This is a genomic window from Empedobacter brevis (genome assembly GCF_965118635.1).
GTDB classification, from domain to species: Bacteria; Bacteroidota; Bacteroidia; order Flavobacteriales; family Weeksellaceae; genus Empedobacter; species Empedobacter brevis_A.
Map to the genome: position 1 here is coordinate 1 of NZ_CBCPHV010000016.1, position 25,580 is coordinate 25,580.

24 protein-coding genes and 1 riboswitch are annotated in these 25,580 nt (G+C 29.9%); of the genes, 9 read left to right on the forward strand and 15 right to left on the reverse strand.

All coding sequences use genetic code 11. The features are described 5' to 3' along the window. The first annotated feature begins 240 nt into the window (after positions 1–240). Positions 241–1,575, forward strand: a complete 1,335-nt coding sequence (locus tag ACMHJW_RS13645; protein WP_413533954.1) for an NAD(P)/FAD-dependent oxidoreductase — start codon at positions 241–243, stop codon at positions 1,573–1,575. A 61-nt stretch (positions 1,576–1,636) separates the two neighbouring features. On the opposite strand, the gene ACMHJW_RS13650 is transcribed toward ACMHJW_RS13645, so the two are convergent. The 8 genes from ACMHJW_RS13650 to ACMHJW_RS13685 form a co-directional block, all read right to left on the reverse strand. Beyond that, a complete protein-coding gene (locus ACMHJW_RS13650; RefSeq protein WP_413533955.1) occupies positions 1,637–2,287 on the reverse strand; it encodes a hypothetical protein in 651 nt (216 codons plus the stop codon). Positions 2,288–2,429: 142 nt separating this feature from the next. Continuing rightward, on the reverse strand, positions 2,430–3,215 hold the full coding sequence (locus tag ACMHJW_RS13655; protein WP_413533956.1) for a zinc ribbon domain-containing protein: 786 nt from the start codon (positions 3,213–3,215) through the stop codon (positions 2,430–2,432). Between the two features lie 2 nt (positions 3,216–3,217). After that, entirely contained in the window at positions 3,218–4,315 is a 1,098-nt protein-coding gene (locus ACMHJW_RS13660; RefSeq protein ID WP_413533957.1) for a Nif3-like dinuclear metal center hexameric protein, read from the reverse strand. Beyond that, on the reverse strand, positions 4,312–4,803 hold the full coding sequence (locus ACMHJW_RS13665; RefSeq protein WP_413533958.1) for a GNAT family N-acetyltransferase: 492 nt from the start codon (positions 4,801–4,803) through the stop codon (positions 4,312–4,314). The genes ACMHJW_RS13660 and ACMHJW_RS13665 overlap by 4 nt, the downstream gene beginning before the upstream one ends. After that, the gene (locus ACMHJW_RS13670; RefSeq protein ID WP_413533959.1) at positions 4,775–5,806 is read right to left on the reverse strand and encodes an aminoglycoside phosphotransferase family protein; all 1,032 of its coding nucleotides are present in this window, start codon (positions 5,804–5,806) and stop codon (positions 4,775–4,777) included. The genes ACMHJW_RS13665 and ACMHJW_RS13670 overlap by 29 nt, the downstream gene beginning before the upstream one ends. A 6-nt stretch (positions 5,807–5,812) precedes the next feature. After that, positions 5,813–6,748 (reverse strand): nucleotidyltransferase family protein, encoded by a 936-nt coding sequence (locus tag ACMHJW_RS13675; RefSeq protein WP_413533960.1) that lies wholly within the window; start codon positions 6,746–6,748, stop codon positions 5,813–5,815. After that, entirely contained in the window at positions 6,723–8,093 is a 1,371-nt protein-coding gene (locus ACMHJW_RS13680) for a Gfo/Idh/MocA family protein (RefSeq protein WP_413533961.1), read from the reverse strand. The genes ACMHJW_RS13675 and ACMHJW_RS13680 overlap by 26 nt, the downstream gene beginning before the upstream one ends. A gap of 88 nt (positions 8,094–8,181) precedes the next feature. Further along, a complete protein-coding gene (locus tag ACMHJW_RS13685) occupies positions 8,182–9,066 on the reverse strand; it encodes a ChaN family lipoprotein (RefSeq protein ID WP_413533962.1) in 885 nt (294 codons plus the stop codon). A gap of 74 nt (positions 9,067–9,140) precedes the next feature. Here ACMHJW_RS13685 and ACMHJW_RS13690 point away from each other — a divergent pair, with 74 nt between their 5' ends. The 5 genes from ACMHJW_RS13690 to ACMHJW_RS13710 all read left to right on the forward strand — a co-directional run bounded on the left by ACMHJW_RS13690 (position 9,141) and on the right by ACMHJW_RS13710 (position 13,627). Further along, entirely contained in the window at positions 9,141–10,037 is an 897-nt protein-coding gene (locus tag ACMHJW_RS13690) for an ABC transporter ATP-binding protein (RefSeq protein WP_413533963.1), read from the forward strand. 1 nt (position 10,038) lies between these two features. Beyond that, entirely contained in the window at positions 10,039–10,869 is an 831-nt protein-coding gene (locus ACMHJW_RS13695) for an ABC transporter permease (protein WP_413533964.1), read from the forward strand. A gap of 105 nt (positions 10,870–10,974) precedes the next feature. Continuing rightward, entirely contained in the window at positions 10,975–12,000 is a 1,026-nt protein-coding gene (locus tag ACMHJW_RS13700) for a DHH family phosphoesterase (protein WP_413533965.1), read from the forward strand. Further along, positions 12,000–12,527: an FKBP-type peptidyl-prolyl cis-trans isomerase gene (locus tag ACMHJW_RS13705; protein ID WP_413533966.1), complete on the forward strand. Its 528-nt coding sequence runs from the start codon at positions 12,000–12,002 to the stop codon at positions 12,525–12,527. Before ACMHJW_RS13700 ends, ACMHJW_RS13705 begins: the two co-directional genes overlap by 1 nt. A gap of 20 nt (positions 12,528–12,547) precedes the next feature. Further along, positions 12,548–13,627 (forward strand): peptidylprolyl isomerase, encoded by a 1,080-nt coding sequence (locus tag ACMHJW_RS13710; protein WP_413533967.1) that lies wholly within the window; start codon positions 12,548–12,550, stop codon positions 13,625–13,627. A gap of 47 nt (positions 13,628–13,674) precedes the next feature. On the opposite strand, the gene ACMHJW_RS13715 is transcribed toward ACMHJW_RS13710, so the two are convergent. Genes ACMHJW_RS13715 through ACMHJW_RS13740 form a run of 6 tightly spaced genes read right to left on the reverse strand, consistent with a single transcriptional unit; the run spans position 13,675 to position 21,034 of the window. Continuing rightward, positions 13,675–13,902, reverse strand: a complete 228-nt coding sequence (locus ACMHJW_RS13715) for a hypothetical protein (RefSeq protein WP_413533968.1) — start codon at positions 13,900–13,902, stop codon at positions 13,675–13,677. A gap of 47 nt (positions 13,903–13,949) precedes the next feature. After that, positions 13,950–14,294: an arsenate reductase (glutaredoxin) gene (gene arsC / locus ACMHJW_RS13720; RefSeq protein WP_413533969.1), complete on the reverse strand. Its 345-nt coding sequence runs from the start codon at positions 14,292–14,294 to the stop codon at positions 13,950–13,952. 55 nt (positions 14,295–14,349) lie between these two features. Beyond that, positions 14,350–15,501 carry a cytochrome-c peroxidase gene (locus tag ACMHJW_RS13725; RefSeq protein WP_413533970.1) on the reverse strand — a complete coding sequence of 384 codons (1,152 nt, stop codon included), beginning with the start codon at positions 15,499–15,501 and terminating at the stop codon, positions 14,350–14,352. 5 nt (positions 15,502–15,506) lie between these two features. Beyond that, positions 15,507–17,030, reverse strand: a complete 1,524-nt coding sequence (locus ACMHJW_RS13730; protein ID WP_413533971.1) for a DUF6850 family outer membrane beta-barrel protein — start codon at positions 17,028–17,030, stop codon at positions 15,507–15,509. A gap of 15 nt (positions 17,031–17,045) precedes the next feature. Next, positions 17,046–18,272, reverse strand: a complete 1,227-nt coding sequence (locus ACMHJW_RS13735) for a DUF4876 domain-containing protein (protein ID WP_413533972.1) — start codon at positions 18,270–18,272, stop codon at positions 17,046–17,048. A 23-nt stretch (positions 18,273–18,295) separates the two neighbouring features. Then, a complete protein-coding gene (locus ACMHJW_RS13740; protein ID WP_413533973.1) occupies positions 18,296–21,034 on the reverse strand; it encodes a TonB-dependent receptor in 2,739 nt (912 codons plus the stop codon). A gap of 462 nt (positions 21,035–21,496) precedes the next feature. Between ACMHJW_RS13740 and ACMHJW_RS13745 the strand changes: the two genes are divergently transcribed. Genes ACMHJW_RS13745 through ACMHJW_RS13755 form a run of 3 tightly spaced genes read left to right on the forward strand, consistent with a single transcriptional unit; the run spans position 21,497 to position 23,769 of the window. Further along, the gene (locus ACMHJW_RS13745; protein ID WP_413533974.1) at positions 21,497–22,186 is read left to right on the forward strand and encodes a hypothetical protein; all 690 of its coding nucleotides are present in this window, start codon (positions 21,497–21,499) and stop codon (positions 22,184–22,186) included. Between the two features lie 6 nt (positions 22,187–22,192). Next, the gene (locus ACMHJW_RS13750) at positions 22,193–23,014 is read left to right on the forward strand and encodes a hypothetical protein (protein WP_413533975.1); all 822 of its coding nucleotides are present in this window, start codon (positions 22,193–22,195) and stop codon (positions 23,012–23,014) included. Between the two features lie 14 nt (positions 23,015–23,028). Beyond that, entirely contained in the window at positions 23,029–23,769 is a 741-nt protein-coding gene (locus ACMHJW_RS13755) for a hypothetical protein (RefSeq protein WP_413533976.1), read from the forward strand. 161 nt (positions 23,770–23,930) lie between these two features. Here ACMHJW_RS13755 and ACMHJW_RS13760 read toward each other — a convergent pair whose 3' ends face one another. Next, positions 23,931–25,238, reverse strand: a complete 1,308-nt coding sequence (locus ACMHJW_RS13760) for a voltage-gated chloride channel family protein (RefSeq protein WP_413533977.1) — start codon at positions 25,236–25,238, stop codon at positions 23,931–23,933. Between the two features lie 28 nt (positions 25,239–25,266). Beyond that, a riboswitch (Fluoride riboswitch) is annotated at positions 25,267–25,336 on the reverse strand. Positions 25,337–25,580: the final 244 nt, after the last annotated feature.

Consider the following 25,580-nt stretch of genomic DNA (forward strand, 5'->3'; position numbering starts at 1 on the left):
TTGATTTCTTGAAATAATTTTTCTTAAAATAATTTCAAGTTCCATTTATTAAAAAAGACATAAAAAACATGCATAATTCCCAATTATTTTAACAATTTATTTAAAACTGACAAAAAACATAAATTTAAAAAAATCTAATAATCAATCCGATATAGTATTGAATGTTCAAGGTTCAGAATAATTTTCGATAAATCTTTCATTGTTTCTGAGTTTGTTCGTAATTTTACAAAAAAGTGAATTTTGGAAAAGAAAAAGATTGTCATTTTAGGTGCTGGATTTGCGGGACTTAAATTAGCCCGTAAATTAAATAATAACCCACACTTTTCTGTTACACTTATTGACCGCTATAATTACCATCAATTTCAACCTTTATTTTATCAGGTTGCTACTGCAGCGATTAACGCAAGTGATATTTCGTTCCCTATCCGAAAGGTATTTCAAGGAAGCAAAAATGTCAGTGTTCGTTTGGCAGAAGTTACAGCAATTAAAAAAGATGAAAATATTGTTGAAACTACAATCGGAGATTTTTCTTACGATTATTTGGTTGTTGCCATGGGATGTACCACAAATTTCTTCGGGAACAAACAAATTGAGGAATTATCATTCCCAATGAAATCGACAAATGAAGCTTTAACGCTTAAGAATCGATTACTAACAAACTTCGAGAGTGCATATTCTGCAGAATCTCCAGAAGAATTGGAAGAAATAATGAACATTGTCGTTGTAGGTGGAGGACCAACAGGAGTTGAGCTTTCAGGTGCAATTGCGCAAATGAAGAAATTTATTCTTCCGAAAGATTACCCAGATTTAGACTTCTCTAAATTGAATATCTATTTGATTGAAGGAGGACCAAATCTATTAGGACCAATGTCTGATTTGGCGCACAAAAAGTCTTATGAATATTTGACTAATATGGGTGTACATGTATGGACAGATGGTCGAGTAACTGACTACGATGGAAAAACTATTTCTTTGGACGACGGTCGATCAATCAATACTCGTAATTTGATTTGGGCTGCCGGTGTTATGGGAAATATTCCTGAAGGAGCAGTAGAACGTGAAGAGTTGCAACGTGGAAATCGCTTGAAAGTAGACCGTACTTCAAAAGTTTTAGGAACTAAAAACATTTACGCTATTGGAGATATTTCTTCGATGGAAACACCGAAGTATCCTTATGGACATCCACAATTAGCTCGTGTTGCAGGAGATCAAGCAGAACAATTAGCAAAGAACTTTAACAAGTTGGCACAAGGTTTACCAGAAGATAAACTATCGTTGTTCGAATACAAAGATCCAGGTTCTATGGCAACTATAGGAAAGCGAAAAGCTGTTGTAGATTTACCTAAATTCTCTTTCTCTGGACGTTTGGCTTGGTTTACTTGGATGTTTTTACACTTGATGTTAATTTTAACTGTACGTAACAAATTAGCTATTTTCTTAAACTGGGCACAAACTTATCTTACAAATGATTCATCATTGCGTATTATTGTTCGTCCAACAAAAAAAGATTTTAGATTTAACTTAAAAGGTTACCGACGTTTTCCGAAGCATCGAGATAAAGAACTAGATATTTAATCAAAGTATAAAAAAACTCCACTAATATTAGCGGAGTTTTTTTATCATATCAATTTATCATTTATCTTCTTGTAGAAAATCTTCTTTCTCCTGTTATTACTCTTTCTGTCGTAGCTCCTTTTGCACTTACAGCACCTTTTGCAGATTTATTGTATAATTGAATAAAGTCAAATAAACCATCAAAATCTCCTGATAATGTTTCACCGTTTACTAATCTAAATGCAAAATTAGCATTAAGTAAGCTTGTATTATATGAATCAAAATAATTTGTTAGACTAATAGAACCTGATGTAAAATCTTTACCATATAAAGAAAACGTTCCTGAACCTGATATAGGAACATAACCCTTCATTATTGGATCTACAAAAAATTCTACATAATCTATTCCTCTCTCATTTGAACCCATAATATAATTCCCATTAAAGCTTAGGTTATCTCTCTGAAAGATTTCTAAATACAAAAAAGCACCATATAATTGTCCATTTTCAGGAACTGGATTTGTTGATAATTCTACACTATAATAATAACCTCCATCTGCTTGTCTCATATCTTCTACGATAGCATTTCTTAAAGGAAAAGAAACTCCATCATAATTGATTTGTCCAACATTTACAATTTCAGGCACATAATAACCATCATCATCATTACTACTACATGAGGTTAAAGTAACTGAGGAAACAGCTAATAACACTAAAAATATAATTTTTTTCATAATATCTAATTTTCTAAACTAAACTTCTATTTCAACTATACAAATAGTATGCTAAAACAACAACATACTAATAAATAGTAAAAAAAAAGTGTTACAAATATTGTAACACTTTGGATTTTAATAAAATATTTTTAATGGAAAATTATCCTTTGATAACGATTTCCATTTTTTCTTGCTCTTCTAAAGCCAATTCTAAATCAACTAAAATACGACCTGAATGTTCATCAGCAATAATTTTTTTACGCTGAGCAATATCCATTTGTCTTTGTGGTGGAATTGTAAAGAAAGATCCAGCAGAAGCACCACGTTGTACAGGAACTACAGCTAAACCATTTTTAACAGAACCTCTGATACGATTATAAGCTTCTAATAATCTTTGTTCGATTTTAGCAGAATATTCAGAAGATAATTTTAATAAAGTATTTTCTTCTTTCTCTGTATCTTTTACAATTGTATCTAATTCAGCTTTTTTATGCTCTAAATGCTCTTTCATCGAAGCTAATTTTGTATTAAAATCTTCGATTTGAGTATTTTTTTGTTGAATTTTGATTGTAAATTCACGAATACGTTTTTCAGATAACTCAATTTCTAAACCTTGGTATTCTACTTCTTTTGCTAAAGCATCAAACTCTCTGTTGTTACGCACGTTATCTTGTTGCTTTGTGTATTTTTTAATTAAAGCTTCAGCATTTTTGATTGCTTCTTTCTTCAATTTAATTTCTTCATCCAAACCTTTCGTTTCATCAACTATTTTTTGGATTCTCGTTTCTAATTGTGCAACATCGTCGCTCAAATCTTCAACTTCTAAAGGTAATTCACCTCTTGTGTTTCTGATTTCATCTAAACGTGAATCAATTAATTGCAAGTCGTATAACGCGCGAAGCTTTTCTTCTACGCTTAGTTCTTTGATATTTTTTGTTTCAGACATAGTTAACAATAATTAACAGGATTGGTATTAATTCCAGAATTAAAGACCACAAAATTAGTAAATTTTTCTTTAAGATACGAAGTTATTAAGTTTTTTGTAAACTGTTCTGACTCGAAATGTCCAATATCTGCCAAAACAAGCTTATTTTCAGCAGTAAAAAAATCATGATATTTTAAATCTGCTGTGATATAAATGTCCGCTCCGGCCGAAATTGCATTTTTTATTCCAAATGCGCCAGAACCTCCAAGTACTGCTATTTTTTTAATTTTCTTATTCAATAATTTAGAATGACGAATAAACGGCGTATTCATTTGAGATTTTAGATAATTGAAAAAATCTAATTCATCCATTTCATTTTCTAATTCTCCAATCATTCCAATTCCTACGTAATTGTTTTGATTATTCAATGAAATAATAGAATAAGCGACTTCTTCGTAAGGATGATTTTTGAATAAAGCGTTGATAATATTACTTTCCAAATGTTGTGGAAGTACAACTTCTATTCGTGTTTCGTTTACTGTTTCTAACTTATTTACTTCGCCAACAAATGGATTAGCTCCTTCTATTGGTCTAAAATTTCCTGTTCCTTCTGTGGCAAAACTACAAGAATCATAATTTCCTATTTTTCCTGCTCCTGCTTCGTACAAAGCATTTTTAAGAATTTCGGCATTTTCTGTTGAAACGTATGTAATCAGTTGTTTTAATGTTTGAGATTTTGGGATTAAAATCTTTGTATTCAATAACGCTAATTGTTCAGAGATTTTAAAATTAACTCCAACTTTCGAATTATCTAATGCTGTATGTGTTGCATAAATATTAATTCCATGTTTTATGGCTTTCATTACAGCTTTTTCGACATAATTCTTTCCATTTAGTTTTTTTAAACCAGAAAAAATTATTGGATGAAAACTTACAATTAAATTACAATTTTTCTCGATAGCTTCTTCTATAACTTCTGGCGTTGTGTCTAGCGTTACCAAAATTCCTGTAACCTCGTCTGTATAATCACCAACTAATAATCCTACATTATCAAAATCCTCAGCATAAGCCAAAGGCGCAATTTCTTCCATCGCTGAAGCGACATCTCTTACTTGTATCATTTTCTTTTGTTCAAAATCAATTTTTCGGTCGGAAGCTCATGTTCTATTCCTTTCCAATAGGATTCAAAATTAAACTTTTCTAATAACTTTCGCGAGGCAATATTAGCAGGATCGATAACAGCCATAACTTTTAAATCTGGAAATTTATTTTCAGATTCTGAAAGTAAATGTTCACAAATCATTGATCCAAAACCTTTTCTCCAAAATTCTTTTTTAAGTACATAACCAATTTCAAGCGAATCTTCTACATGTTTGTTGTAAACTAATTTACAATCTCCTAACAAATTATTTTCTTCATCATAAACTTTAAAATAACCTAAATTTTCGTCAATGTTACCTTTTTCTATAATCGAAGTGAATTTATGATTTGCTTGTTCTTCGTTTAAACCTTTTCCTGAAATATATTTCATTTGATCATCATCTTGAACAAGTTTATAAAACTCGTTAAAATCGGATGGTTTATACTTTTCGAATCGAAGTTTCTTCATGAAATTTTGTTATTGCTTTTAATAAATTGATTTGGTTTATCGTACGATTTAGATTTTGTTTTGGATAAGAAATTGAATAATAAACATCATTATTCAAATAATCTGCTAAAAACCTAATCGCTTGAATATAAATGACAATATACGCAACAAAATCCATATTCTCAACTTCAATTGGTTCTAAATCTTCTTTTAAATGTTCTAAAAAACCTTTTTTTACTGCTTCGTAATATGTAGATTCGAATAAATTTTCTGGATTTGGATCGTCTTCTTCTTTTAGATTTGCATAAGTTCTTATCATATCACCAAAGTCACACAAAATATTTCCTGGCATTATTGTATCCCAATCTATAACAGCAATTGCTTGCGAATGATTATTTACATTAAACAAAAAATTACTTAATTTTGCATCTGCATGAACAATACGTTTTGGGAAATCTATGGATAAATATTTCTCAACTTGATGTAAATTATCAAGAAGATACGAAACTTGTTCTTTTGTTTCTTCTAAACGCACTGATGAAGCATTTTCTAAGGCATTTTTGAAATCATTTACTCGTTTATGATAATCTAAAAATCCGACAATAGAAGGATAAATTTCATCAACATTCACATCTAACAAATAGGAATGAAATTCGCTGATTGTTTTTGCTGCTTGATAAGCTTGTTCGACAGATTCGACTTTTTCAAAACAAATAGAATTTGGAATATAAGATGTCATTCTCCATATTTCTCCATCTTCTTCTGCTAATAAATTTCCTTTTAAATCTTTTACAATTTCAATTACAGGATTTTTATAATCTTTAGCTTTTAGATGATTGGAAATGATATTAATATTGTTTGAAATTATTTCTGGATGAGGAAAAACTTTTGTATTTATTTTTTGTAATATATATTTTTTTCCTTCATGTTCAACTTCATAAGTAGAATTAATCCAACCAGAAGTGATTGGATTAATATTTACTTGATCAATATTTTCGAAATAATGTTTTACTATTTTCTCCATTCTTTTTTACGTCCAAAGTGATTTTGGATATTTTTGCTCTTTGATTAAATTTTGAATAGAATTTACAACTACTTCTCTATCTTCTGGATAAGTCATTCCAAACCAATTGTCATCAGATTTTTCTACAATAACTTCCAATTGATCTTCTTCTATCATATCATTTATAACTTTTGGTAAGAAAAATTCAGCTTTTAATTGTCCTGCATTTTCTTGTAGAAATTCTTCAAATTTATCTTCTAATTTTCTAAAAATAGATGGATGTAAAACGAAAAAATTCATCGAAACGGCTGTATCTTCATCTAATGGAAAAATGTTATCATCTTCTTCGTAAACAATTTCTCCGTTTTCATCAGAATATATATTTGTTCGTTCTACAACATTGTCCAAATATCCGTTTGTTACTGTACAAATACCTCGAGAAACAGAACCGTTTTCGCTAATTGTATTGGCTAATTTGTAAGCCACCATTCCATAAGTATTTGCTGTAATTTTATCATTTTGAACTAATTCGCTAGCTTTTTTATATGCTTTATGTCCATAAAAATCATCAGCGTTGATGACAATAAATGGATTATTTAAATGATTTTTTGTAATCATTAATGCATGTCCAGTTCCCCAAGGTTTTTCACGTTTTTCTATTGTATCGTAAATTCCTCTTGGAACAGAAGTATAGGTTGTCTGGAGAACAAATTCTGCGATTCCTCCTTTTTTTTCAATAATATTTTGAAAATATTTTTTTGTATCTACATTAAATTGTTCATTAATGATGAATACAAAATGTTTGATTCCGGAACAAAACGCATCATAAATAGAATATTCCATTAATGTTTCTTTGCTTGAACCAATTGGATCAATTTGTTTTTGTCCTTTGTAGCGGCTGCCCATTCCGCCTGCTAATATGACTAATGATAAGGTTTTAGATTCCATAATCTTCTGTTCCAAAAACTGGTTTTCTTGTTTTATATTTTCCTCTTGTAAAATCTGGCATTTCTTGAGATGATCCGTTTTCTTCGATTGATTTTTCGCTTAAAGGAGTAACTGCATACCAAGTTGCTAAATCATAAACATCAAAAGGAAATTCTTTATTTGCTTTGATACATTCAATAAAATCATTTATCAAGAAAAAGTCCATTCCACCATGTCCAGCTCCTTCTGCTTGAGTTTCATATTTTTTCCAATAAGGATGATCATATGTTTTCAAATAATCTTCAGAATTTGCCCATTTGTGAGAATGTTTCATATCGTTTTCAAAATAGATAAAACCTTGACTAAATCCTCCAGAACCGATATCTTGCCAAATACCATCTGTTCCTTGTATACGGAAACCTAAGTTATAAGGACGTTGTAATGAAGTATCATGAGTGAGTAGAATTGTTTCTCCGTTTTCACATTTTAACATCGTTTGTACAATGTCGCCTTGTTTGAATTTAACTTTTGCGTTCGGATGCTCTTCTCCTCCATTCTTTACAATATAATCTGTTAAACCCGCTTGTTTAGAAGCCATAGAAGTTAAGTAAGTAATTCTATTTCCTCTGTTAACATCCATCATAGTTCCAATTGGTCCTAAACCATGTGTTGGATACAATTCTGCATTGCGTTTTACGTAGTGATTTGTACGCCAAGCTGCTTCTGAGAAACCTTTATCTCCAAATTCAACTCCTCCACCGTAAGGTTGTTTTCCATCATTAAATAAGACATTTCTTAAATCGTGTTGATAACCACCTTCTCCATGTAAAATTTGACCAAACATACCTTTACGAACCATATTCATTACAGCCATTACATCGCGACGATAACAAACATTTTCCATCATAAATACAGGAACTTTTGTTTTTTCGTAAGTATCTACATAATTCCAACATTCTTGCAAATTCATTGCTCCACAAACTTCTAAACCTACAATTTTTCCTGCATTCATAGCAGCTATTGTATGTTCTTCATGAAATTCCCAAGGCGTTGCAATAATTACAGCATGAATATTCTTTTCCTTATATAATTTTTTATATCCATCTAAGCCTTTGAAATATTCTACAGGCTTTTTGTTATTTTTTGCAAAGATTTTATTACAACGATCAATCATTCGTTGATCTGGTTCTGCAATGGCGACAACTTCTACATCGTTTCTTCTCAAAAGTTCATCTAAATGTACTTGTCCTCTCATTCCACAACCAACTAATCCTACTTTTACTTTCTCAATCTTTAATGGAAAATCAAATAAAGAATCTGGTGATATTAATGCTACTGTAGATGCTGCAGCAGTTGATTTTATAAAGTTCCTTCTATCCATAGTGTTTTTAAAATTTTATTTACTTAAAATTTTTTAAGATTGCAAAATATTAAAAAAAAACAATTAATCCTTCTGTTTATCAGTAAAATTAGTAGCTTTTAGGAGAATCTTTAGGAAATGTAATTACAAACTCTGTTACAGTAACATTTTCGTTTTTTGATTTTATTATAGATAATTTTTCGTTCATATCATCACTTTCTAGAATTTCGATCACAGCTACTTTTAGATCTGGTCGAAAATATTTTAAATACCAATAAATTCCACCATAATTTTTTGAATGATAATCTCCATTATAATGAATAACTAAATTATTTTTCTTGAAATTATTCAAAATAGATTCTGCCATTGTTGCATCTTTCGTTGCTTGGGCTGCAACAAATTGTTTTGCCTTAACGCCAGCGTGATCTCCCATCATTTTAATCATTTCTGGATATCCAGGTGCATTATAATCTATCGTGATAGGAAGTTTTGCTATAAATTTTTTCTCATTAGTAGGAATTGTATCCAACGATTCCAATCCATTTTTTGAGACATACGAAGCGTATTTTCGTGTTATATTAGTTGCAATAAAATTCAACTTCTTTTCTTTTGCAAAATCAACAAGCGGCTTGTAATCTGTTTTATAATTACTCCAAAGTTTTGTGTTTTTTTGGAAATCTTCATCTGTTATTTTTCCTTCAAGATAATTTGTTAAATCTGCTTGCTGATGACGTTCAAACATTTCAGCACCAAGTTTCAGTTGATCTCCTTTCAGCTCATATAATGCTTTTGTTGTTTGCAATTGTAACCAATGATTCACAGCATTATTATGATATTCGCCAAACAAAACCACATCGTATTTTGCTAATTCTTTCACCATTTTATCAAAATCAACTTTCTTTTCTTGTTGATTAAATATTTGATAAACTTTTCCATTTTGCGCATTTAACTGGATTGCAGCTGCAAATAATAAGGAATAAAATATCGCTTTCATATTATTTAAATTAATTCTAAATTGTAACAAATTAACAAAAAACTCTACATATAAAGAAAACAAATTCAACTACTATGAATAAAGTTCTTGAAATTAATCAACTAACAAAAAAATTTGGCAATTTTACAGCTGTCAACGACATAAGTTTTTCCGTAGAAAAAGGAAATGTTTATGGATTATTAGGTCCTAATGGAAGTGGAAAATCTACAACATTAGGAATGGTTCTTAATGTGATTAATCCAACTTCTGGATCTTGGAAATGGTTCGGAAATGAGCCGAATAACGATTCACTAAAAAAAATTGGTGCAATTATAGAAAGTCCAAAATTCTACCCTTATTTATCAGCTGAGAAAAATCTTGAAATCGTAGCTGATATCAAAGAAGTTAATTATTCAAAAATTGACGAAAAACTAGAATTAGTTGGTTTACTTTCTCGCAAAAAAGATAAATTTCAACAATATTCATTGGGAATGAAACAACGTTTGGCAATTGCTGCAGCGTTATTAAATGATCCGGAAGTTTTGATTTTGGACGAACCAACAAATGGTTTAGATCCGCAAGGAATTATCCAAATTCGTGAATTGATTATTAAAATTGCGCAACAAGGAACCACAATTATTTTAGCAAGCCATTTGTTGGATGAAGTTGAAAAAGTTTGTTCTCATGTTGTGGTTTTAAATCAAGGAAAAATGCTTTATGCAGGTTCTGTAGATCAAATGAACTCGAGTTTTGGAAGCATTGAAGTTGCAGCGCAAAATATGGAAAGTTTGGAATATACATTAAAAACATTCTCATTCGTTTCTAAAGTTACCAAAGAAAATAACAAACTTTTTGCTGTTTTATCAGAAGAAAAAGATCCTGCTGAAATCAATAAAATGCTTTATGAACAAGGAATTATTGTCAATCACTTGGTAAAACGTAAAGAATCTTTAGAGCAACAATTTTTCCAATTAATCCAAAAACAGAACTAAAATGAAAAGATTATTTAGCATAGAATGGAATAAATTATTCTACAACAAAGGAACACGAATTTTCATCATTTTATATTTTATCATGATCCTTTTGATGGGAATTGTATTGCCAAATTTCAAACCAAATATGAATGGAATTGAAATTAATTTAATAAAATTAGGTGGATTAGAATTTCCTTTTATTTGGCACAATATCGCGTGGTTAATTGGTTTCGGAAAATTCTTTTTAGCAATTATTGTCATTAATAATATTACCAACGAATATTCGTTCGGAACATTTAAACAAAATACAATTGACGGTTTATCAAAAACTGAATTTCTAAGCTCGAAAGTATTAATGAATGTTGCAATTTCACTTGCTTCTACATTTTTTGTTGGTGTTTTAGTTTTTGCATTAGGTTCTATTTTCAGCGAAAAATTTGATTTCTTGAATGGAATTGAATTTTTAGGAGGATATTTCGTCGAAATCTTTGCTTACATTGTTTTTGCAATGTTCTTATCATTTCTATTGAAAAAAAGTGCTTTTGCAATTTTATCATTAATTGTCTTAAATATTGTAGAATCTGTTATAAAAGCTGTTGATTTCTTGATTCGTTTTGGTAAAAATAACCCGACAAATCCAGAAAAAATTAATTTAATTTCGAACTATTTACCTTTAAATTCAAATGGAAAAATTATCGATTACCCTTCTTTAGATATTCAAAAAGCATTTATTGAAAATAAATTATTTGTTGCAGATCATGTACAATGGGAATATTTCGCAATCAATATTTTTTATATCGTTTTATTTTTAGGATTATCTTTATTAATTGTGAAGAAAAGAGATTTATAGGAAAAAATATTCAAGTATAAAATAAAAAATCCTATTTTAATAAATAGGATTTTTTTATTCTTTTCGCTATTCCACTTTTGCAGTTGTTTGTTTATCTTTGCATCTATGCACATGACAAATTTCGAAGAGTTAAAAGCTCTTTTAAAATCAACACCAAAGAAAATTGCAATTCTACCGCACAAAAATCCGGATGGAGATGCGATAGGTTCTACCTTGGCGATGTATCATTATTTGAACAAATTGGGACATACATGTAATATTGTTTCACCCAATGATTTTCCGAAGTTCCTGAAATGGATGCCTTCGGCAAAAGAAATTGTAATTGCAGATTATCGACCAAAAGTTGCTGAAGCAATTATACACCAAGCCGAATTGATTTTTATTCTAGATTTTAATACTGTAAAAAGAATTGATGATTTAGGAAATTGGGTTGAACGTTCGAAAGCTCCAAAAATATTAATCGATCATCACCGTGAACCAGATACATTTGATTTTATGTATTCTGATATCGAGATGCCTGCAACTTGCCAAATGGTTTATAATTTTATCCAAGCAATGGGTGATTTAGATAAAATTGATAAAGGCATTGCTGAATGTATTTATACTGGAATAATGACGGATACAGGAGGATTCCGTTTCCGTAATACATCGGCTGATACGCACAGAATTGTTGCTGAATTAATTGACAAAGGTGTAGAAGTAGACAAAGTAACTTCGTATGTAAATGATTCGCAAACGCAAGGACGATTGAAATTGTTATCGTTAACGCTTAATAATCTTACTTTTTTATCAGAATATCGTACAGCTTTCATGTTTCTAAAACGTGAAGATTTATTGAAAAATGGTTTTCAAAAAGGAGATACAGAAGGCTTTGTAAATTACGGTTTGAGCGTAGAAAACTTTATCTTTTCAGTCATTTTTATTGAAGATACACATCATAATTTCATTAAAATCTCGTTACGTTCTAAAGGTGATTTTGATGTAAATGAATTTTCTCGCAAACATTTTAATGGCGGTGGTCATATGAATGCTGCGGGAGGACGTTCGGATATGAATATGGAAGAAACTATTGCTTATTTTCAATCACTTTTACCCGAATATCAAGAAAAATTAGCCAACATTGTTATCTAATGAAAAAAGTTATTTTATTCACGTTCGCTATATTCGCGTTAATAAGTTGTGATCAGAAAGTAGTTCAATATCCTGTTTCATATTCCAATGACGATTTTATGAAACGTTCGCAAGAACGTGGAAAATTATTGCATCAAGAAGAATTACAATGGTTTGATGATTATATGAAATCATCTGATTTGAAATTCGTTAAAACAAGTTCTGGTTTTTGGATTTCGAATAGTGGTCAAAAAACTACTCAAACCGCAAATAATGGGGATTACATCGAATTTGAATATCAAGTAACGGATTTAGAAAACAATATTTTATATTCTTACAACGACAATAAAATTCAGAAAATAATTTTAGGAAAAGCTGATATTGTTAGAGGTTTACAAGCTGGTTTGCAATTGATTCCAGAAGGAGAAACAGCAAAATTATTATTACCTTCGTTTTTAGCTTATGGAGGTTATGGTGATACACAAAAAATTGCTCCAGATACACCTATTATTGTAGATGTAAAAGTTTTGAAAATAAAAAAACACTAAACTAAGATTGTAAATTTGAAATGAAAAAAATATTATTAATCTTAACTGTCATCACTACCCTTGTTAGTTGTGGCGTTAAAATTCCAAAATCGATGAGTAAAGAAGAATTTAAAAATTTAGAAGACGGATTGTATGCAAAAATGACAACAAATCATGGAGCAATGACAATCAAATTATACGAAGAAGAAGCTCCTATGACAGTTGCTAACTTTGTTGGATTAGCAGAAGGAACAAAAGAAAATAAAGCTAAAGCTAAAGGTGTTCCTTTTTATGATGGAATTATTTTTCACCGCGTTATCAAAGATTTCATGATTCAAGGTGGAGATCCAGACGGAAGAGGTACTGGTGGACCTGGTTACGATTTCGAAGATGAGTTTGATCCAGCTTTAAAACATGATAAAAAAGGAGTTTTATCTATGGCAAATTCAGGACCAGCAACTAATGGTTCTCAGTTTTTCATTACAGAAGTTCCTACGCCATGGTTAGACGGTAAACATACTATTTTTGGACAAGTTGTTGAAGGATTAGACGTTGTTGATTCTATCGCAAATGTTGAAAAAACACCTAATGATAAACCAGTTGTTCCAGTTGTTATTGAAAAAGTAGAAATCGCTCGTAAAGGTGATAAATACGCAAAATACAATGGAGCTGAGGCATTTGAAGCTGCAAAAGTTAATCATGCAAAAAAACAAGCTGAAGCTGAAGCGAAAGCAAAAGCTGAAAAAGATGCTGAAATTGCACGTCAAAAAGAATTAGAAGCTAAAGCACAAACTACTCCTTCTGGATTGAAATATGTTATTTTAGAAGAAGGAACTGGAGCAAAACCTGTTCAAGGAGATCCAATTCAAGTTCATTATACTTTACGTTTAAATGATGGTGAAAAATTAGATTCATCTTATGATCGCAATCAACCATTAGACGTAACTGTTGGTGTAACAGGATTAATCCAAGGTTGGATGGAAGCTTTAACAATGTTCAACAAAGGAACTAAAGTTTTCTTAATTATCCCTGCTGAATTAGGTTATGGATCTAGAGGAGCTGGAGGTGTTGTTCCACCAAACGCAACTTTATATTTTGATATGGAAGTTTTAGATAAATAATTTTATCGACAATAAATAAAAAAATCCGCTCTTATGAGCGGATTTTTTTATTGTTCTAAAGTAGATTCTTGGTTATCTTTATCTACTTTCTTTTGATATTTCTTTTGGATATATTCAGCTGCCAAAGTAACAGCTACTCCTCCAATTATTCCGTATATAGAACGTTTTCCGAAAAATTTTGCAACCGTTACACCAGTTGTTGCTGCAGTTGTCAAAAGTCCTATTTTACTTCCTTTTTCAGTCTTTTTTTTTGTTATTACGTCTAAAATTTTCATAGTTTTTAAATTTAGTTTTAGAAATAATAACAATTATCAAACCAATTTTATTTTATAAAATCTTCTACTAATTCTTTTGGACGACCAACTACTCCTTTTTTATCATCCACAACAATAGGACGTTGAATCAATTTTGGAAATTCAATTAAAGCATCTAGAACTTCTTCATCAGAAAGTGTTTTGCCTTTGAAATGATCCTTCCATTCTTGTTCATTTGTTCTTACAATATCGATTGGTTTAAGATTTAATTTTAATAAAATATTTTGTAATTCTTCTTTTGTCAAAGGTTCTTTCAAATATTCTCTTACTTTAAACTCTTTTCCTGATTCTTCTAAAACTTTTAGCGCTTCTCTACTTTTTCCACAGCGAGAATTATGTAAAATAGTGTACATTTTGTTTTTATTTTAAGACATAAAGTTACTTAAAAAAATAAAAAACAACATTATTCTATTCTATAGGAAATTTTGGACGATCCATTTTATATCGAGTTCCGTTAAGTGCTTCCAAAAAGGATTTCAATGCTAGTTTTTCATCTTTCGTTAAACCCAAAGGTTGTAATAATGGATCTGTATAAGGAAATAAAGGATCGTATGCTTTTTCTTCTGGCGTAGGATCTATCATATGCATTCCACTATTGTAGACATTAATCAAACCATCTAAATCATCAAAGAAACCATTATGCATCCATGGTCGTGTATTTAATAAATCACGTAAAGAAGGCGTTTTGAATTTCCCAACATCATCTGCATTTTTTGTGATTTCATAACGTCCTAAATCTTGGTATTTACGTTTGTAATACGTTAATCCTATATTATGAAAAGATTCGTCTGTGAAATATTTTCCATTGTGACAATTCATGCAACGAGCTTTGGTTCTAAATAAATGCATTCCATAAATTTCTTGATCAGACAAAGCTTTGTAATCTCCATCTATAAAGCGATCAAAACGACTTGGTTGACTTTTTATGGATTTCTGAAAATTGGCTAACGCTTCTGCAATACGCTTATTCGTTATTTTTTCATCTCCATATGCATCTTTAAACAATTTTTTATATCCTTTATATTTACTCAATTTTTCAGGCAATTTACTTATATCCATATCCATTTCATGAAATGCTGATAATGGTCCAGCAGCCTGATCTTCTAATGTTTTTGCTCTGCCATCCCAAAAAAATGAGGTTCTTTCGGCAATATTATAAAGTGATTGTGTGTTTCTAGTTCCTTCTAAATGATTGTTCCCCAAAGATACTTTTCTTCTATCTGTCCAACCCATTTCTGGATCGTGACAAGAGCTACAAGAAATTTGACTAGATCCAGATAACTTAGGATCAAAAAATAACATTTTTCCTAAAATAACTTCGGGCTTATCTTGTGTTGTAAAATAAGCTGTATCAGTTTTTATAGAAGCAAACTCTTTCCATTCTACTCCTTTATCTATGATTGGTTTTGGCCAAAGACTGATATTTTTTTTATAACTATTAATAATATCTTGTATTGTTGGATCTTGAATAGAAGCTAAATCATTTCGTACTAAAGGAGAAAAACTCACTAAAAAATAAATAGATAGTATAAAAGCGATAAAAAATATTTTATTTTTCATTTTATTTAAAAAGTAATTCCTAAAGATAAAGAGGAATAATTATTATTTTTTGATTGTATTTTATCTTGTGAAAATCCTGTTTCTAAGAATAAAGCTGGGATTTTATTTAATTTTACATCATAACGTATGTTGGCTCCCAGCGTAGTTCTATCACTTGCTAAATAATAAAATTCTTGATTAATCCAATTATTAATTGCAGGATTGGCTGTGCTTGTTAATACATTTTTTGAAGATGTTACTGATCTTTTTTCTATAAATGGACGAAAAGTTATGGCTTGATTGTTTCGCAATTTATGTTTATAATCTAGCATAAATCCTATTGTTGTATAATCAAATTTTTGTCCGCTATAAGGAAATAAACGTTGTTCTTTCACATTCTCTAAACGAGCATAAGGCATTGCAGATAAACTGAAATTACTTGTATTCAACATATAAAACAATGAAACACTTTTTATATTTTCATCTTTTTTATATGATGATCGTTTATAGATTTGCTCTAACAATTGCGTATTATTTGTATAACCGTATTCTTTTCCAGTAGTTTTGTTCGATATATAATTTAATTTCACACCAATTCTATGCTGATTTATCTGAACAAATTTTGCTCCTTCAATTTCAACATATTCTTTCTCTAAGTTAGATAAATCATAATATCTATTCCCTGATCCATTATAACTCTTCAGCATATTTGAACGTCCAATTTGAGTTAACAAATAGAAATCTTTCCCTTTATTGCGATTTATTTCTCCTCCAACTTTATAACCAAATTCTTCGTGAACAGTTGTTAAAGAAGTTGTTCCTCCGCTAAAAAGATTATTATAAAAGCCAAATCCTGTCATTTGATAAACAAGTGGTTGTCCTATTTTACTTGCAAATCTAACCTTGCTATTTTGTAAATAACGTTCTCCTTCTGCAAATAATGCTAATTCAAAATTTTTGTAAAAATTATAGTTAGCTCCTACTTTCAAATTTAATTCTGAAGTTGTATTGTTAATCCGCGGATCTCTTGCTCTAGAACCAAGTTGAGCATTGTAACTAACTTCTGCACCAACAGTAATTTTATTAAATTTTTGACTATAACCTCCTAAAAAATGATATTTTTCTATCTCTAAATCTCCTCCGATAGAATCGGATGAATTATAAGGAGAAATACGATTAAAATCTAAATTTTCATTGAATTTTATGTTCTTAACATTCGATTTTTGATAAGATGCGCTTCCCCACAAAGCTTTAGACGAACTAAGTTTTTGATATGAATTTGTATATACTCCAAATCCACTATTTTTAGAACCATTTTGCAAACGATATACTTTGTCATTTTGATTAAAATAACCTAGATACAATTCTGAAAATGAAGAAGAACTATAATCCAGCATATTTGCTGGATTATAGAAAATAGATTGTTTAAAATCTCTTTCAGAATCGTATTGATTCTTTATTTTTTGAAAAAGTGATATACTATCTTGAGCAGATACAAAAGAACCGCCCAAGAGAATCAATATAGAATGAAAGATATTTAAAGTTTTCAAAAGCTATTATTTTGATTAATGAACAATTCCGTTTTTTAAACTTGGTTCAGAATTTTTGATAAAATCTACTGTAGAGTTATTTGTGTCTTTGTATAGATTTTTTCCATTTTCCATTTTTCCTAACACATTTCTACGAACAGATTTCCCTAAACGACTTGCATCATTCCAGAATTCTCCAACTCCAGTCCAACCAGCATCAATAGCTGTAGAAGTTAATAATTGTGCAAAACGATCTGGCACACTGTTATTCATTCCATCAACAATCCAAGTATTTGGAATTTCGTAAGCACTTTTCTTTGTAATTCCTCCAGCAGAGTTTACATATTCATAGCTATATTTATATTTTTCTAAGAAAGTATCTTGATTTTCTCCAGCAGGGAAACGTGCAATTACATAAGATTCCACTCCACTACTATGCAAGAAAAACATATTGAAATTCATTTGTGAATAAATAACCTTTACATTAGGAACGCTAGGATTATCAACTTGTCCTAAAGCAGGATTTTCTGAAGGAAATTCAAAATCTGCTTTACTCAAATCAAAAGCTGTACTTGTATTTTTGTTGTGGTTTACAGCATTATCTGCAATTACGAAAAAGTCACCTGGTTGAATTGGATAATCTGTTCCATTTCCTGGTAATACCATTACTCCTTTTACAGCAAAAGCTGTATTTGGATGAAAAGGTGTTGGTTTTTTATCGTCTTGTGTTAAGAATTCTGATTGTCCTAAAATTAATCCATCTGCATATAATACTTTGTCTGTATTATTTGTGATTTTAAAATAACGGCTAGAGTTATAGTTTTTTCCTTCTGGAGTTTTAACTCCTGTATAGAAAGCTTCTTCGATTATAAAATCGTCATTAAACTGTTTAATATACAAAGGAATTGATATATTTTCAGCTGCCGCTTTAACATCAATAGAATAGCTTCCTCCAATTTTCACTTCTTCATCAGCATTTGTAATAGCTGTACCATTGATAGAAATTTTGTATGATCCTTTTGGAAGTTCTAAAGAATAAGCATTTACACCTTCTATTGTTTTAGTTGTTGTAGCTCCAGTATTTACTTCCTTTGCTTCAATATCTAATGTTTTGTATGTTTTTATGTTTTCTCCTTTAAACGATACAGTAACTACTTGGTTCTGTACCATTTCAGTCCCAAAATCATCTTCATTGTTACATGATACTAATGTATAAGAAGCTGTAAGCGCTAAAAAACTTAGTAATAAAAATTTTTGTTTCATATGTTGCTATTTAAATATATATATTAAAAATTATAATTCATTTCTACTCCAAAATAAGGCGTGCTCTTGTTCACCATTTCAACTTTTACATTATTAAAATAGTATGGGTGAGCATAATTGTATAACTGATTAACAAACATGGATGTTCGTAATGACTTGTATATACTTTTGGTAATCTTAAAATTTACATTTATAGTATAGCTTTTTTTCTCGGATAAAGGTTGGGATTTTGCAACGCTTCTTTGTAAATGTTGCTTATATATGTCTGTTTTGTCTGCTTCTGTGTATGGTTTTATTTGTCCATCCAAATCAATATAAGAAATAGGATCTGCAATAATTTTGTCACGTATATTATTCGTGAAAATATAACCTTGTACTGATGCTGAAAATGTTAAATCTAAACTTGGAATGTAAGTATCCATCATCAAGTTATAATTTAGATTTGAATTGGTATATGAATCATCATTTTCATAAATTCCTACATAAGGAAATGATCCCATAACTCCTCCTATCGATATAGAAGGTTTCTCGTAAATAGGAAAATCGTTATAATATCTTGTTTTGAACCAAGCTCCGCCCAAAGTAAAACGTGTATTAATTCCTTTGAAACGTGGAGTACTATATTGAAATTCGATTCCTTCTTTGTCTGTTACACTTCCATTTTCTGTTGTAGTAAAAGCAGAATGTTCTCTAACAATTGTATAAGGAACATTTGTTAAATCTGGTCCATTAGCTGTCCAACTATTAAGATCAACTTTTGTTGCATCGTATTTTTTATAAGAATTAACTCTAAAATTATTATACGCTCGGAAACCATTATTCATTCTTTCTTTAAAGTATGTCACAAATAAATTATGTTTCTGATAAGAAAAATCTACTCTAATTTCTTTTTTAATATTTTTAGCAGCTGTTATATTTTTATTTTCTAATGACTGTACATACGTCATGTAATTTATGTAGCGATAACGTTCATCATCATGATAATAATTTAGTTGAACATAATCTGTGAATTTTTTATTTGGATACAAGTAATAAGTTGTAGGTTGCTTGTAGAATTCTCCATATCCAAGTGTAAAATCTATTTGTAAAGGTTTTCCTGCAATCATAAAATGTGGCAAACCATATTGCAAATTAACACGTGGCTCTACAAAAACCTGATCGCTAATTTTGTATGAATTATCTACGCCCAACAACTTGCTAAAACGCAAACCTCCATACAATGTAAACGTATGTTTATTCAATTTATAATCGATGCGATCTCCTATGAAAGCTGCAATTGTTTGAGTTCCTGGAATATCTTTGAAAGCTCTTGGACGAGTAGACATTGTTGGTGATGGCGGTTGCGTAATATCATACACATCTCCTTTTCCATTGTTTTTACTAAAACGCCAATCCAATCCTGTTTCATAGGAATTTGTCAATCCTAAAAACTGTTTTCTACCTGCAGCTTTCATTTGTGCATTTATATCCAATGGTTTTCCATCTGTCATATATTCAGAAACAAAACTAGTTGCGGCAAATATCCCAACACTTTCTCCTTCTTCTGTAGATAATGGTAAAGCTCTTGGGCCTGAATATTGTACAAATTGGCGTTGTTTTATACGATCAAAACCTTGTCTGATAGATGTATTTAATGTAATTAAATTAAAAACTGATTTTTTAGGAAGTTCGTAAATAAAATTATTCGCTATAGAAAATTTTCGAACATAAGATTTATATCTATCAATAGGCGCATAAGCATTATCCGGATCAACACTAACATTATCTAATGTTCCCGAAAAATCTAAATTAGTTTTCCATTTTAGTGGATGATTCCATAATTTAACTTTTAAATCAGATCTTAATGATGCTGTTATACGTTGATAATTCTGTTGATTATCACTTGGATCATTTTTCGCATCAAGAAAATCAATAGAAGTATTTAATTTCCAATTATCTTTTAAACTAAAACCTTTTCCAAGATAATATTGCTTACTATAACCATCTACTTTTACTCGTGCTTGTAAAGGAGTTTCACCAACTTTTCGTTCTATTTTGATTAATCCTGATGTTAAATCTCCATAATCTGCAGATGGAATTCCTCGTATAATTTCTACTTTTTCAATATCATTTGTAGAAATACTTCGCATATCAATTCCAGTAGAAATCGTATTTCTAGAACTTCCAGCATTATTCGCTGCACTTTGATTAAGCGAACGTTGCATATCAGAATTTGAATTAAGAATATTATCATCTACCATAAATTGGATTCCCAATGAAGAAGTATTGTAATATCCACCATTATTTGGTCTTCCCGAATTTTCTCTAATTAAAGCAACATTAGTATTTGTTAAATTAGGTCCTTTTGCCAAACCACCTGGTAAAAGTTCCATTAAATCAGAAAAGCTAGAAGGCTGTAGATGTTCCATTGCTTTTCTATCAATGATTGATTTAGACGTCAATCCTTTATCTTCTCTTGCTGTAAAAACAACTTCTTGTAATGCTATTTCTTGAGGAATAAGGACAAATGTTAATACATTATCTTTTACTAAATCTACATTTACATTTTTTTCCGCATAACCAATGTGTGTAAATTTTAAATTATATTTTCCCGTAGGTAAATTAACTTCAGCTATTCCTTTACTATTTGTAATAATAGATTTTTCATTATTAATGATAATTTTTACATCGTGCATTGCAACACTATCATTATCTATTACATACAATTTTAGATTTTGATTATAGTTTTGAGCATTACTTTCAACACTCGAACTACAAATCATAACAACCAATATTATTCTAAACCTACCAAACAACCTATCAAACATCAACCTAAAAAATTGGATTGCGAATATAGAACTATTCTAAATAATTTTAAAATTTATTTATAATTATTCTTGATAAAAATAACAAAAATCATATAATCAAGTCATACAAGCGTTTAAGAATGAATAAATATTCAACTATTAATCAAAATACGCTATAGTTTTAAATATCTAAACATAATCCTTTGTATTTTAAAATGTTAATTTTTACAACAAGTGATATATGTCATTTTGCAAACTAAAATACTAGAATAAATTTGTAGCCCTTTTTACTACCACCTTATTATCAACTATTTAATTATTAAGAATGAAAAAGTCAAATTTTTTTTTAATCATTCTATTTCTTTCAAAATTAATTTATGCCCAATTGGGGTTGGAACAAATGTACCACAATCCTCTCTTGATGTCAATGGAAATATTATGTTAAGAAAAGAACTAAAGGTAGGAGGATCTACAACTACCGATGGTAATGCGGGGAGTAATAATGATTTACTAGTCTCACAAGAAGAAGGAAATTCACCAATTTGGAAAAAATCAAAAGTTGGATTTTATGAAGATGGAGAATACAGAACCACAAGTAGTTTTATCAATACAAGTGAGAATGGGCTATTGTTTGATGTGAATAGCAATGATAATACTCCCAAAAGCTCTTTAGGAGAACTATTAGTAACAACATCATCTAAGTGGAAAGAGTTGTCACCTGATTTAAGTACAAATTTTAGTGTGGATAACCCAAAGAATAAAATCAACATTATGTTTCAAACAGGTATCGAATCTGGAGATATCGGAAGTCAAGAAATCCAAAATATAAAATTTGTGTGTGGTATTTTCATAGACAATGTTCTAGTTGCATTAAGAGCAGATCAAATCGATGGAATTCGTTATAAAGGAGTTAGTAATCAATCAATTTATACGTTAAACTATACTGTAAATGATGTTTCTGAAGGAGAACATACTCTAAATGTAGGATGTAGAAGAATCTCTACAACAGGTAATAATGTAAATTTAGCAATAGGACGTTCATTAAATAATTCAACAATTACAAATGGTTTTATGTTACAATCTATACTAAAATTTGATGTAAGTGAATTAGTAAAAGTTACAAGATAATTAAGCATGAAAATATTTAATAAAATACTTCTAATAAATTTAATATTTGTTAGTTCTTCTTTATTTGCTCAAGTAGGTATCAATACAAATACACCGAGAGCGTCTTTAGATGTACAGGGAGATTTAGAAATCAGAAACAAAATTTATTTAGGTGGAGATGATACAACGATTGGAAAATTGGGAGAAGTTGGATCAGTTTTAGTATCTCAAGGAGATAATAAACCTCCAACGTGGAAAGTTTTGAGACGACCAGAATTTAAACCCGAAACATATTATCTTATTAATTATGAATCATCTAGCACTGAGGATGGAATAACACTTACTAATAATTATTCCGCAAATAGAGCTTTGTATACAAAGGATATGTCTATATCTAGTTTTCTAGCAGGAAATGGAGCAGGAGCAGAAATTAAGAAATTAGAAAAAACATTCAAAATAAACAATTCTGTAAACAAAGTAGCATTAGTCTTTGAAACGGTTACTCAAATCAACTCAAATTCTATATATCATGGTGTGGATTTTGCCTGTGGTGTATTTGTAGACGATAAATTGAAAGGAGTGAGAACGTTTACACTAAATCAAACCACAGCTTCTAGAGCTCCATTCTATACATTTACTTTACTTGCTTCTGAAAATAACCTTCCAAAAAAAGTTTACACTGCAAAAGTAGCATGTAAAAGAAGAGCGTCCATAAATAGCTATAGCGGAACATTTGGAATTGGTAAAGATGTATTTACAAATATTAACAGTTTTATGACTCAATCAACTTTAAAAATAGAAGTACTTGAAATTCCTGATCCTAATAATACTGAACCAGTTTATAACTAACAAATTAACCAATTATGAAAAATAAGATATTCATCTTTTTAGTCTCAATCAGTTCAACTTTATTTTCTCAAATAGGAATTGGAACTGAAAAACCACATACAAGTTTAGATATAAATGGTACTACAAACGTTTCCAAAGAGATAAGATTTAATGGATCAGATGTTAAAATTGGAAGCGCTGGTAAACAAGGCGATTTAATTTCTGGAAACGGATTAAATAATAATTACTGGAAAAATTTTGATTTACCTGAAGGATTTTTAGATGGAATGGTTTTATCTGGATCCTATGTTAATTCAACATACAATGGAGTAAGTTTTCCTGGTACAGCTGATTCGTCCCTTCCTGTAGGATATTCAAAAAATCAATCTATGGGCTCACATTGGAAAGAGTTATCAGATTTGAATCAGAAAATTAAAATCGAAAAATCTGTAAACTTAGTTACAATCTCCATTCAAACACTAATTCAGACAAATAATCAAAATGGAAGTTTTGCTTGCGGAATATATGTAGATGATAAATTAAATTTTGTTCGTTTAGGTACTGTAAATGAGGGTGCAGGAAACTATAAAATATTGAATTTAAATGCATCTCTACCAAACATGGGACTTGGTGAACATACTATAAAATTTGCATGTGTGGAAAGAACTATACCAACAGGAACAACCTTAAATATAGGCATGCCTGTAAACACGAATAATCTAAATGAAGAAATGGCAAAAACATCATCTCTTATTTTAGTCCTAGAAAAACCTTAGAGATTTTAATTAAAATAATAATTTTTATAAAAAAGTTAGACTGTATTTTCATAGTCTAACTTTTTTTATTTCTGTATAATAAACTTACTTTTCTAAAGCATTTATAAATAAGAACTTCTAATTTTCACCTTAAATAACTCAGATCATTCTCTAATTGTTATTTACAATTCGCTTAACGTTTTTCCTTTTTGATTTATAAATCGATAATTCTTTGGCTCACCAATTATTTGTTTATTATAAATACTATTGTGCCCTGAAACCAAATATGCGACAACACAAGCAATAGCAACGTAAACGCCACATTCAACACCAAAAAGCTCAATTCCCATAATAATACATGCTAAAGGAGTATTTGTTGCTCCGGCAAAAACAGCAACAAATCCCATTCCTGCTAAAAGTCCTATTGGTAATGGAATGAAAAGACTCAATGCACTCCCCAAAGTTGCTCCAATAAAAAATAATGGCGTCACTTCACCTCCTTTAAATCCTGCAGAAAGAGTGACTATAGTAAAGATCATTTTTATAGCAAAAACATAACTTGGTAATTGTACATCAAACGATTGTACAATCGTAGGAACTCCTAAACCAATGTATTTTGTCGTACCAATTGACCAAACTGCAAGAACAACTATAAAACCACCAACTAATGGACGAAAAGGTGGAAATTTAATTTTTGATTTGAATATTGAACTTGTTTTATGCATTAGTTTACTAAAACTTGCTGCACATAAACCAAAAATAACACCCGAAATAATCGCATAAATAATGTTAAGAAATGAAATATCTGGAACAAAATTGATATGATAATGTGTGTGATGAGTTTGCCAAAGTTTTGTTACTAAATCAGCAATAATTGCAGCTGTAAATGCAGGAAAAATAGAATCATATTTTAATCTCCCGATAAGAAAAACTTCCAATCCAAAAATAGCACCTGCCAATGGCGTTCCAAATACAGAGCCAAATCCAGCTGAAATCGATGCAATAATTAAAATTCTTCTTTCAGCTTTTGATAATCGAAAAGGCTTACTAAACTGATCTGCAATAGCACCTGCCATTTGCAAAGCTGTCCCTTCTCGCCCAGCCGAACCACCAAAAAAATGAGTAACCATTGTTCCGATATAAACAAAAGGAGCCATTTTAAGAGGAATAATATCTTGCGGATTATTTATAGTATCGATAAGTAAATTATTTCCTCCTTCAACACTTTTCCCGTAATAATAATATAGTAAACCAATAGCAAAACCTCCTAAAGGTAATAAAGCAATTAACCACAAATGATTTTCACGATAATTTGTAGCCCATTCTAATGATTGAAGAAAACCTGCCGAAACACTTCCAATACAAACTCCGATAAGCGAACATAACAATGTCCATTTAAGAATGTATGTAATTACTGGAAATTTTCTGAATAAAATACGAAGTTGTAATTTGATTTTTTTGCTGAATGACTTTTTCTGTTTTATTTTCATAATTATCTGATTAAAATGTATTACACTTAATTAACCAGGCGTCATCAGCTTCTATTTAAAGCAGTTGGGCAAGGAAGAACACCATTTCCTTTTTTGTCTGATACAAATTTACATATTATTTCCATATCAATAAAATTTTATTTCCAAAATTTTATGAAAAATATAAAATGCTTCTAGTAAATAAATTATAATTCAGCATGAATAGTAAAAAATTTGTTAAAAAACTTAAATGAATTTATTTAGATAAAAATCTATCTACTTATAAATTTAGGATCTGAAATATCCTGATATTAAAATTTAATTTAGAAAATAGAATACTCATTAAATTTAGGTTTTAATAGT

Bases quoted from the DNA above. Each gene is read 5' to 3' on its own strand.
- ACMHJW_RS13650 (WP_413533955.1), bottom strand. From the start codon at position 2,287: ATGAAAAAAATTATATTTTTAGTGTTATTAGCTGTTTCCTCAGTTACT.
- ACMHJW_RS13655 (WP_413533956.1), bottom strand. From the start codon at position 3,215: ATGTCTGAAACAAAAAATATCAAAGAACTAAGCGTAGAAGAAAAGCTT.
- ACMHJW_RS13660 (WP_413533957.1), bottom strand. From the start codon at position 4,315: ATGATACAAGTAAGAGATGTCGCTTCAGCGATGGAAGAAATTGCGCCT.
- ACMHJW_RS13665 (WP_413533958.1), bottom strand. From the start codon at position 4,803: ATGAAGAAACTTCGATTCGAAAAGTATAAACCATCCGATTTTAACGAG.
- ACMHJW_RS13670 (WP_413533959.1), bottom strand. From the start codon at position 5,806: ATGGAGAAAATAGTAAAACATTATTTCGAAAATATTGATCAAGTAAAT.
- ACMHJW_RS13680 (WP_413533961.1), bottom strand. From the start codon at position 8,093: ATGGATAGAAGGAACTTTATAAAATCAACTGCTGCAGCATCTACAGTA.
- ACMHJW_RS13685 (WP_413533962.1), bottom strand. From the start codon at position 9,066: ATGAAAGCGATATTTTATTCCTTATTATTTGCAGCTGCAATCCAGTTA.
- ACMHJW_RS13690 (WP_413533963.1), top strand. From the start codon at position 9,141: ATGAATAAAGTTCTTGAAATTAATCAACTAACAAAAAAATTTGGCAAT.
- ACMHJW_RS13695 (WP_413533964.1), top strand. From the start codon at position 10,039: ATGAAAAGATTATTTAGCATAGAATGGAATAAATTATTCTACAACAAA.
- ACMHJW_RS13700 (WP_413533965.1), top strand. From the start codon at position 10,975: ATGCACATGACAAATTTCGAAGAGTTAAAAGCTCTTTTAAAATCAACA.
- ACMHJW_RS13705 (WP_413533966.1), top strand. From the start codon at position 12,000: ATGAAAAAAGTTATTTTATTCACGTTCGCTATATTCGCGTTAATAAGT.
- ACMHJW_RS13710 (WP_413533967.1), top strand. From the start codon at position 12,548: ATGAAAAAAATATTATTAATCTTAACTGTCATCACTACCCTTGTTAGT.
- ACMHJW_RS13715 (WP_413533968.1), bottom strand. From the start codon at position 13,902: ATGAAAATTTTAGACGTAATAACAAAAAAAAAGACTGAAAAAGGAAGT.
- arsC (WP_413533969.1), bottom strand. From the start codon at position 14,294: ATGTACACTATTTTACATAATTCTCGCTGTGGAAAAAGTAGAGAAGCG.
- ACMHJW_RS13725 (WP_413533970.1), bottom strand. From the start codon at position 15,501: ATGAAAAATAAAATATTTTTTATCGCTTTTATACTATCTATTTATTTT.
- ACMHJW_RS13735 (WP_413533972.1), bottom strand. From the start codon at position 18,272: ATGAAACAAAAATTTTTATTACTAAGTTTTTTAGCGCTTACAGCTTCT.
- ACMHJW_RS13740 (WP_413533973.1), bottom strand. From the start codon at position 21,034: ATGATTTGTAGTTCGAGTGTTGAAAGTAATGCTCAAAACTATAATCAA.
- ACMHJW_RS13745 (WP_413533974.1), top strand. From the start codon at position 21,497: ATGTTAAGAAAAGAACTAAAGGTAGGAGGATCTACAACTACCGATGGT.
- ACMHJW_RS13750 (WP_413533975.1), top strand. From the start codon at position 22,193: ATGAAAATATTTAATAAAATACTTCTAATAAATTTAATATTTGTTAGT.
- ACMHJW_RS13755 (WP_413533976.1), top strand. From the start codon at position 23,029: ATGAAAAATAAGATATTCATCTTTTTAGTCTCAATCAGTTCAACTTTA.
- ACMHJW_RS13760 (WP_413533977.1), bottom strand. From the start codon at position 25,238: ATGAAAATAAAACAGAAAAAGTCATTCAGCAAAAAAATCAAATTACAA.